General features: G+C 30.1%; 9 protein-coding genes. 5 read left to right on the top strand and 4 right to left on the bottom strand.

Features of this window, described 5'->3' with window-relative positions; translation table 11 throughout:
• Nucleotides 1–104 precede the first annotated feature (104 nt).
• Nucleotides 105–653 carry a TetR/AcrR family transcriptional regulator gene (locus KA845_RS01255; protein WP_021459717.1) on the bottom strand — a complete coding sequence of 183 codons (549 nt, stop codon included), beginning with the start codon at nt 651–653 and terminating at the stop codon, nt 105–107.
• A 126-nt stretch (nt 654–779) separates the two neighbouring features.
• Here KA845_RS01255 and KA845_RS01250 point away from each other — a divergent pair, with 126 nt between their 5' ends.
• Nucleotides 780–1,427 (top strand): HlyD family efflux transporter periplasmic adaptor subunit, encoded by a 648-nt coding sequence (locus KA845_RS01250; RefSeq protein ID WP_002510307.1) that lies wholly within the window; start codon nt 780–782, stop codon nt 1,425–1,427.
• A gap of 12 nt (nt 1,428–1,439) precedes the next feature.
• Nucleotides 1,440–3,308, top strand: coding sequence for a DHA2 family efflux MFS transporter permease subunit (locus KA845_RS01245; protein WP_002510306.1), 1,869 nt, complete (start codon nt 1,440–1,442; stop codon nt 3,306–3,308).
• 445 nt (nt 3,309–3,753) lie between these two features.
• Here KA845_RS01245 and KA845_RS01240 read toward each other — a convergent pair whose 3' ends face one another.
• Nucleotides 3,754–4,395, bottom strand: coding sequence for a hypothetical protein (locus KA845_RS01240; RefSeq protein ID WP_002510305.1), 642 nt, complete (start codon nt 4,393–4,395; stop codon nt 3,754–3,756).
• A gap of 273 nt (nt 4,396–4,668) precedes the next feature.
• Here KA845_RS01240 and KA845_RS01235 point away from each other — a divergent pair, with 273 nt between their 5' ends.
• Together KA845_RS01235 and KA845_RS01230 are read left to right on the top strand one after the other, a co-directional pair.
• Complete coding sequence (locus KA845_RS01235) at nt 4,669–5,568, top strand: alpha/beta hydrolase fold domain-containing protein (RefSeq protein WP_021459716.1); 900 nt, start codon at nt 4,669–4,671, stop codon at nt 5,566–5,568.
• 287 nt (nt 5,569–5,855) lie between these two features.
• Nucleotides 5,856–6,716 (top strand): AraC family transcriptional regulator, encoded by an 861-nt coding sequence (locus KA845_RS01230; RefSeq protein ID WP_107376761.1) that lies wholly within the window; start codon nt 5,856–5,858, stop codon nt 6,714–6,716.
• A gap of 357 nt (nt 6,717–7,073) precedes the next feature.
• On the opposite strand, the gene KA845_RS01225 is transcribed toward KA845_RS01230, so the two are convergent.
• On the bottom strand, nt 7,074–7,478 hold the full coding sequence (locus tag KA845_RS01225; RefSeq protein WP_021459714.1) for a hypothetical protein: 405 nt from the start codon (nt 7,476–7,478) through the stop codon (nt 7,074–7,076).
• A 13-nt stretch (nt 7,479–7,491) separates the two neighbouring features.
• On the bottom strand, nt 7,492–7,959 hold the full coding sequence (locus KA845_RS01220; protein ID WP_021459713.1) for a thioesterase family protein: 468 nt from the start codon (nt 7,957–7,959) through the stop codon (nt 7,492–7,494).
• 122 nt (nt 7,960–8,081) lie between these two features.
• Here KA845_RS01220 and corA point away from each other — a divergent pair, with 122 nt between their 5' ends.
• Complete coding sequence (gene corA / locus KA845_RS01215) at nt 8,082–9,029, top strand: magnesium/cobalt transporter CorA (RefSeq protein WP_021459712.1); 948 nt, start codon at nt 8,082–8,084, stop codon at nt 9,027–9,029.
• Nucleotides 9,030–9,033: the final 4 nt, after the last annotated feature.

The raw sequence follows: 9,033 nt of genomic DNA, 5'->3' as shown, positions 1-9,033 counted from the left end.
ATACCAAACATTCAGCTACTGCCAATATGAAAAAAGACTAAGACAATCAATATTGTCTCAGCCTCATTTTTTAGTAAGTAATAAAAAACAAACACTAAATAATATTAGCGTTGTAATTTAATGGTATTAGCTAATAAAATTTGCGCTAATTGATCTTCTGATTCAGTGCAGCCTTCTTTGATCCAAAAATATATAATACCTAATTGACCGCCTATCGTATAGATAACAAACTGCTTTTTATTATAAATGCTGTCTTGTAAATCGAGAATTTCTTTATAAGATGACTTTGTAGCCGCTACATAATCTGAAAATAAGGATTTGTTGGGATAGGTTACTAAAATTGCATGAAAGTATCCATAGTTACGTTTAATGTACGTTAAAATAATTTTAAAAAATTTGTAGATTTTTGCTTGGCTGTAATTAGCCTGAAGAAAGCTACTCAAAAGAGATGTTAATAAGGTTTTATATTTAGTTAGATGATATTGTTGTATTTTGGAAATTAAGTCATATTTATCTAAAAAATAATCGTAAAATGTAGTTCTGTTGACACCACTATATGCACAAATCATTTTAATTGTTATTTCTTCAAATGGATGTTCTTCAAGTAAAATAATCATATTACGTATGATTTTATACTTAGCTTTTTGTTTCATATGGACACCTACGTTATCTAGTTTAAAACAGCCGACACATTTTATAGAAGTGTTGGTGTTTTTTTAATTCATATGTCTCTATAATATATAAAGTGAATTTTAAAAGCAAACAGGAGGAAAAGAGTAATGAAGAAAATGATATTGATTAATGTCATTACTATTGTTGTATTGGTAATTATAGGAGTAGTTGGATTCCATTTCTATAATCAAGCAACAAGTTACGTAACTACAGAGAACGCTAAAGTTGATGGAGATCAAATTAAGATTTCTGCACCAGCTAATGGTAAAATTGAGTCGTTCGATGTTAAAAATAATGACAAATTAGAAAAAGGCGATAAAGTCGCTGAAATTGCAGCAAAAGGTGAAGATGGTCAAGCTCAAAATACGAGTATTACAATGCCTCAAGATGGTACTATAGTGAAAAAAGATGCTCTTAAAGGTGCTATGGCACAAGCTGGAACACCAATTGCTTATGCGTATAATTTAGATGAGTTAAATGTGACTGCTAATGTCGATGAAAAAGATATTGCAGATGTTGAAGAAGGAAAAGATGTAAATATTAAGCTTGATGGTGAAGATGCTGAACTTAAAGGTAAAGTGGAAGAAGTTGGCAAAGCTACTGCCTCTAGTTTTTCATTAATGCCTTCATCAAACAGTGATGGTAACTATACAAAAGTTTCACAAGTTGTACCTGTGAAAATTTCATTAGATTCTAAACCATCTAAAAATGTTGTTCCAGGAATGAACGCTGAAGTTAAAATTCATAAAAATTAAGGAGGTCTAATCATGACAATGACCTTCATTATCGTTTATGTAGTCATAGCGCTCATTCTTGTTGGTTTGGTAAACCTGTTTATGTCAAAACGTAAACGGAAAATGAAAACCCAACGTACGGAACAAACATTAAGTGAAAATGATACATCACATCAAAGTTATCAATCTAAATTTAATATAAGAGACACAGATGAAACATCAGAAGCTAATGATGCTAATGCAATTTCAGAAGAGAATGGTAAGCTTAACATTTCTAATAATTCTGATGAAACTGAGGCTCTTACAAGTGATCAGAATGCTGTTACTCAGCATGAAGAATCACATACGCAAGAGGAAGAAATTAACGAAAAGTTAAAACAAAAGCATAGTGCATTTATGTTTGGTAAAGGTACGTCCCAAGGAAAAGTCTTAATTGCAATGATTTTTGGGATGTTTATAGCAATTTTAAATCAAACCTTGCTCAATGTGGCATTACCTAAAATTAATACTGATTTTAATATTTCAGCTAATACAGGACAATGGTTGATGACAGGGTTTATGTTAGTAAATGGTATTTTAATACCAATAAGTGCGTTCCTATTCAATAAATATTCATATCGTAAACTATTTCTAGTTGCGATGACTCTGTTTACTTTAGGTTCACTTGTCTGTGGTATTTCTGGTTCATTTACTATAATGATGGTAGGGAGAGTATTACAAGCTATTGGTGCAGGTATCTTAATGCCTTTAGGGACTAATGTTTTTATGACAATATTCCCACCAGAAAAACGTGGCGCAGCAATGGGGACATTAGGAATTGCAATGATTCTTGCTCCAGCTATTGGTCCAACGTTATCTGGTTATATCGTTGAAAACTACCATTGGAATATTATGTTTTACGGTATGTTTATTATTGGTTTGATTTCTCTCGCAATAGCCTATATATGGTTTAGAGTTTATCAAGTTACAACTAATCCTAAAGCAGATATCCCAGGTATAATATTTAGTACTATTGGTTTTGGTTCTTTACTATATGGTTTCAGTGAAGCTGGTAATAATAGTTGGACCGCGCCATCAGTAGTAATTACTTTACTTTTAGGTGTCGTATTTATTGTGGCATTTGTGATTCGCGAATTGACTATGCGTGTACCAATGTTGAATTTAGAAGTATTAAAATATTCTGGATTTACATTGACGACAATAATCAATATGATTGTAACAATGAGTTTGTTTGGTGGAATGATTTTATTACCACTATATTTACAAAATTTAAGAGGATTTACCCCATTACAATCAGGACTATTGCTATTACCTGGTGCTCTTATTATGGGCTTTATGGGTCCGATAGCAGGTCGTTTACTTGATACAATAGGTATTAAACCATTGGCACTTATTGGTACTGGTATTATGACGTATGCCACTTGGGAATTAACAAAACTAAATATGAATACAACCTATAGTCATTTGATGGTTATTTATATTATACGTTCATTTGGTATGAGTTTTATAATGATGCCTATCATGACAGCGGGTATGAATTCATTGCCACAACGATTAATTTCGCATGGTAATGCATTGTCGAATACGTTACGTCAATTGGCAGGGTCAATTGGTACAGCGTTACTTGTTACTGTTATGTCAACGCAAACAACACAATATGTTTCGACATATTCACAAGATTTAGATAAAACAAATCCATTTATTAAAGATCGCTTACAAGAGATGGCTCAAGCAATGGGTGGCGAACAAATGGCAACACAGAAAATTTTAGAATTTGTTCAAAAACTGGCATCTATAAATGGTGTAAATAGTGCATTCTTAGTTGCGACAGCATTAAGTGCATTAGCGTTTATTTTAAGTTTATTCTTACGAGGTAAAGAACACTATATTTCTAAAGAATAAAAAGTGAGATTAAAAAAAACGGGACAGAACGTCCCAGCTTTAGACTGTCGACAAAGTCTTTGACTTTGTTGGCAGTTTTTTTGTGCATGCTTTCCGCGGGCACTGCCTCAGCCTGTAGTCTTCGGCTAGCGCTATTCCCGCAGGAGTCGGCCCAAATCACTGCCAATATTATACGGAAGATATTATAAATTATATAAATTAAACAGAGGAATTAAAAAATTTTCCATGGAGACCACGCTAATTTGTGATGCCATAAATCTAAAAATAGCAATGTGGTTAGTAAAAGAATCAGTACTATTTTGAAAAAATTATATAAATAGAAAATAAACAACCCCTTCGCAAATTACTGCAAAGGGGTTGTTTACGTTCTGAAGTTGGGACAGTATGTCCCAGATCTTTTTGTTATATATTAGCACTATTAATAGTGAAGTTATTCAATTGTTTTTTAACTGATACGTGTACGTCTATTTCTAAAGAACAAACTTATGATAACAAGAGCAACAGCACAACTTAATAATATTAAAGCATTATGGATGGCATCTGCTTCTATCAATACGTTACTAGGCTTAACTGTTATATAATATTGGCTCATAGAATTCGCGATACGACTCGCAATATTTTTGATTATAATAGAAAAACCAAATGTAATGACTAACATAATAATCATGATAAATAAATTTATGATTTTTAAGACAGTACGATTAAATATTAGGATGAAAATTGTGAAAATTAAACTTAAAATAATCGCAATAAAAAAAATATAAAAAATGAAAATTAAAGTATCAATAATAGAATGTAGATTCTCTATGTTGTCTATATTAATATTCAAATTTGAAATATTGTTTAAGGTGTCTTGAAAATGAGTAATTTGGCTAAAAGTAATCTGTTCGTCAGCCAACACTAGATTAACAATTGGATCATTATACATACTATAACCTGTAATTGCTAACAGTATTAAAATAATAATATGAATAATCAGGCTAACCCATGATTTTTTCTTTTTTTCTGCATATTGTGCACCTCTTTGCATAGGAGCGGTCGTTAAAGTATGTTCAAAGTTTTTGAAGTGATGTGTGTCTTTGGCCATATGTTTTCCTCCTATTATAACACTGTATTTTCTAACTTTATCATTTTAATGTTAGGTTTGTTATAATATAAAATAACTTAATATAAATTGGTATAAAAATAATTAATATTAAGTACGTGGACAATCGAGTTGTTTAAATATAGTATTAATTATAACTGTTTTGAGCAAATAAGTATAAAATTATTAGTGTCTTATTACAAGTTACTTATGAAATTACAATAAAAATATTAAAATATAATTATTTATAAACAAAAAAGTAGGATTGATAAATTAATGGAACTTAATTTAATGAATAGTGTCATAAAAAAGTATTTATTGCATAACAGAACGATGAAATTTGAGAATGATGAGGCGCTACAACAATTTTTGGAAAAACGAAGAACTAAAAATCAAGAAAAACATAAACAACCAGAAAGTTTAAATGTAAAGTCTAATTTAGAAAAACAAGATTTTCAAGGCATGCAAGTATTTAGATTTAATTTTAGGCATAATAACAAACAAAAATTGCTTTATATTCATGGTGGTTATAATGTCTTACAGCCATCTGTATTTCATTGGCGCTTTATGGATAAATTAGCTTTAAATACATTACATGAAGTAATTATGCCTATATATCCTAAAGCACCTATTGCACATGTTCATACTACTTATCAAGCTATTATGGACTTATATGATTCATTATTAAAAGAAGTAGATAGTAAAGATATTGTAATAATGGGTGATGGGACTGGCGGTAGTTTAGCTTTAAGTTTTGTGCAACAGTTATTAGCGCAAAATAAGCCAACGCCTAATAAAATATATTTGATTTCGCCATTGCTAGATGCTGAATTAAATAATGACGTTATAACAGAAGGTATGGAAAAGCGTGATAAATTAATTAATAAAGAAGGAATTAAACAAGTTTTACAATGCTGGGCCGGTGATTTAACTTTAGACCATCCTTTAATATCACCGATTAATGGTGATTTAACACAATTGCCTCCTATATATATGTTTGGCAGTACTAAAGAAGTGTATTATCCAGATATGCAAAAACTTGTAGAGTTGTTGGAATTTAATCAGCGTGCAATACATTTTTATCCATATAAAAGAATGGTCCATGATTTCCCGCTATACCCAATTCGACAATCACATAAAGCAGTAAGACAAATTGTAGCTTCGTTACAAGATTAACTTTGATGTTGATTATAGTTAGTTAAGTGTGCGAAAGCTACAAATTAATAAGAAGTGTGTGTTGAACTACAGAGCACTCTCGACAATTGAAAAAGTTTTAGACATGTATACAATCATGGCGTTATTGTTTGATGAAAGCGGTCGAAAAGCAATTGTAAAACAAATTGGTTTTTGGCAGCGTGAATTTAGATTTCGGAAGTAAAATAAATGACTCGATAATTTTTATATAGAGATTATCGAGTCATTTATTTTGTCATTAATTATTATAAAGTCGAAAGGTGATAGATATGATATTAAAAGACTTGAATAATTCTATAGATTATATAGATGAAAATTTAACTAAAAATTTGAGTTTGTCTGATATAGCGCATTTTGTTGGTATACCTGAGCAACACTACAGAAATTTATTTATATTTCTCACTGGTATAGGCTTATCTGAATATATAAAAAAGAGAAAATTATATTTTGCTAATAAAGATTTATTGGATAAGAAATCTGTAACAGATGTAGCTATAAAATATGGATATTCGATTGATGGTTTTACAAAATCCTTTAAAGAATGGAGTGGATATCTACCATCTCAAATATATGAAGACCAAGTTTTAATTTCATATCCAAAACTTTCATTTGCTATTAATGTTAAAGGAGGAATAAATATGAAAACTAGAATTGAAGAATTACCAGAAGTTAATATAGTCGGATTTAAAAAGCGTGTTTCTATGCAATTTGAAGGTGTTAATAATGAAATTGAAGAATTAGCAAATAGCATTACTAGTGATCAAAATAAACAAATGCACTATTTACAAAATATTGGACCTAATGAATTTATAAATGTTTCATATAATGCTGATGAAGATTTTACTAAGGAAGAAGGATTTTTAACTCATATGATTGGTGTTTTGACAACTGAGAATAATATAAGTAATCAGTTTGATGTTATAAATATTGATGAAAGTAAATGGGTAGTCTTTGAAAATGAGGGTGAATTCCCAAAAGTGTTACAAGACACATATGCTAAGATCTTTTCAGAGTGGTTACCAAAAACAGAGTATAATTTAGCTGATATTCCAATGTTTTCTTTTAGTAAATTTAATGATTCTAATAGAGAAACTGCTTACAGTGAAATTTGGATTGCAGTTAATCATTGATTTAGAGATTTTATGATAGCCGAATTTAAGGAAGAACAACAATATAAAATTAAGAAGTCGATTTTTATGAATAAAAAGAGAAAAAATTCATTCAAGTCAAATCATAGAATATGAAAATTCAAATTTTACTAAAATTGGATAGATACTCTAATAGCTGGTTAAGATTCCGATTTGGGAGTTTTCTCAACCAATATTAATTTTTGATACTATCACAATTATAGGGAAGCTTAATAATGCTCAGAGACTATCTGTATATTTTGAAATACTGAACACTAAATCATTTTATTGTAAATAGAAGAAGCTGAAATCACATTGATAGATTTCAGCTTCTTACTTTGTATTAGTGGCTATTAATAGTTAATTTTCACGTATTAGCGCATTAATATTGTCGATAATAAACTTTTGTCCTTTTAATTGATAAAAAGTAGCTAATTGTGTGTCAAATTCGTCAGGTATATCTAATAATTTGCTGAATTGTTCTAACGCTCTGCTATAAGATTCATCAGTTTCGATAGCATAATCAGTGAAAATTTGTATGAATTTTTCATCTGTTGAATAAGTTTGAAGCAAAGTATTAATAGCATCTATTGCCTTTTTTTGACCTTGGTAGTAACTTATATCAAATCCGCGCTTTAATAATTTCTCAGTAGGGCCATTTATTACTAAAGCTTTAGATTGATTAAGTTCACTTAAAGCTACTTTAACATTATCAAAATAGTCATATAACTGTAGGTTTACTTGTTCAGTTATTGGATGTTCCATTGTATCACCTCATTTATTTTGGTATGCCAATTTGATGACCGAGCTGTTTCGGCCAATCAATAGTAGCTTGTTGTTGCTTATAAAGTGTTAATTGATTGTAATATGAATCTGGAAAAGGACTGACCTTTTTGGTAGCGCGATCTATGCCTAGCATCATAGCTTCGTTAGTTGCAGCTACAGACCCGTCATCCTTAATAAGCATTGCGAAAAAGTGTACACGTTTAGCATCAAAATCATACAAATACAAGTGAATAGTAAAAGTATCGCGTAATTTAAGTTCTGACAAATAGGAAGTTTGTTCTTCGGCAGTAAAGATAGTGAAATTTAATGTTTCACGTTCAGCCAATGAAAGACCATGTGTATAATTGAATTGATTAATTGCGGTACTAAAGACACTATTGTAATTAGCGTCATGCATATGTTGATTGTGATCAATCATGTCGTCACTAACTGTATAAGTGACCGTAAAAGCGCCTGTCATATTTCTGTCAACTCCTATAAAGTTTAAAATGAATTGTTAACTATATTTTACTAAAAATAGTTTAAACATACATCTAATGTGTTTCATGATAAAATAGAGAAAAGTCTTTTCGGGAGGTAATCATGACACTTACTATTCGTTTTCAGACTATTGATAACAAAATAGCAACAGCGCATCATATTGTACAAATTCCAGCAGATGCTCGATTTGTTTGGTATGATTTTAATCAACCTTCCGAAGATGAAAATAAGTTATTAGCAACACATTTTAAGTTTAATCAATTGGAAATTGATGATACAGTTAATGAAACACCTAGAGCAAAATACAAAACATATCAAACATATCAATATCTAGTCATGCATGGCATTCGTAGTGCTGATCTAGGACCTAAAGCATTGAATATATTTATTCAACATAACGTCTTAGTCACTTATCACCATGAAACACATCAAGTATTAGAAAGCGTTGTTGATTATATGCAAGCGAATAGAAATGAACAGCTGATAAGCGCACATATGGTGTTGAAAATACTAGATAGTTTGATTGATGATTACTTTGATTATACGTATAATATAGAAGATAAAGTTTATGAATTTGAAGACACTCAAGTTAATGATGTTTCAAATCAACAAATCATGGATGATGTGTTTAAATTACGATCTGACGTTATTAAACTAAAGCGTTTAGTATATCCAATGCAAACACTCATTATAGATTTGAAAGAAGATCAAGTATTATTTACTGATCATCAAAGCGAATTATATATACAACATGTTGAAGATCATATCATCAAACAAGAGAATATTTTAAAAGTATCGCAAGAGATGACTAATGAAATAAGAGAAAATTATGTGTCTTACACATCATATAAAATGAACAAAATAATGGAAGTGTTAACTTTAGTTTCTATGGTATTTTTACCTTTAACACTCATAGCAGGCATATATGGTATGAATTTTCGCTATATGCCAGAATTAAATTGGCATTATGGTTATTTTATAGTATTGTCAATAATGTTAATCATAACTATTGTATGTATTTGGTATTTTAAAAAAAAGAGATGGTTTTAAGTTA

It is taken from the genome of Staphylococcus sp. GDX8P114P-2 (assembly GCF_017892945.1).
Lineage (GTDB): Bacteria > Bacillota > Bacilli > Staphylococcales > Staphylococcaceae > Staphylococcus > Staphylococcus arlettae.
Note: the sequence above shows the minus strand (reverse complement) of the source record. Positions and strands in the feature narration are given on the sequence as shown.

Coding starts and splice junctions, on each gene's coding strand:
- KA845_RS01250 (WP_002510307.1), top strand. CDS start 780: ATGAAGAAAATGATATTGATTAATGTCATTACTATTGTTGTATTGGTA.
- KA845_RS01255 (WP_021459717.1), bottom strand. CDS start 653: ATGAAACAAAAAGCTAAGTATAAAATCATACGTAATATGATTATTTTA.
- KA845_RS01225 (WP_021459714.1), bottom strand. CDS start 7,478: ATGGAACATCCAATAACTGAACAAGTAAACCTACAGTTATATGACTAT.
- KA845_RS01245 (WP_002510306.1), top strand. CDS start 1,440: ATGACAATGACCTTCATTATCGTTTATGTAGTCATAGCGCTCATTCTT.
- KA845_RS01235 (WP_021459716.1), top strand. CDS start 4,669: ATGGAACTTAATTTAATGAATAGTGTCATAAAAAAGTATTTATTGCAT.
- corA (WP_021459712.1), top strand. CDS start 8,082: ATGACACTTACTATTCGTTTTCAGACTATTGATAACAAAATAGCAACA.
- KA845_RS01220 (WP_021459713.1), bottom strand. CDS start 7,959: ATGACAGGCGCTTTTACGGTCACTTATACAGTTAGTGACGACATGATT.
- KA845_RS01240 (WP_002510305.1), bottom strand. CDS start 4,395: ATGGCCAAAGACACACATCACTTCAAAAACTTTGAACATACTTTAACG.
- KA845_RS01230 (WP_107376761.1), top strand. CDS start 5,856: ATGATATTAAAAGACTTGAATAATTCTATAGATTATATAGATGAAAAT.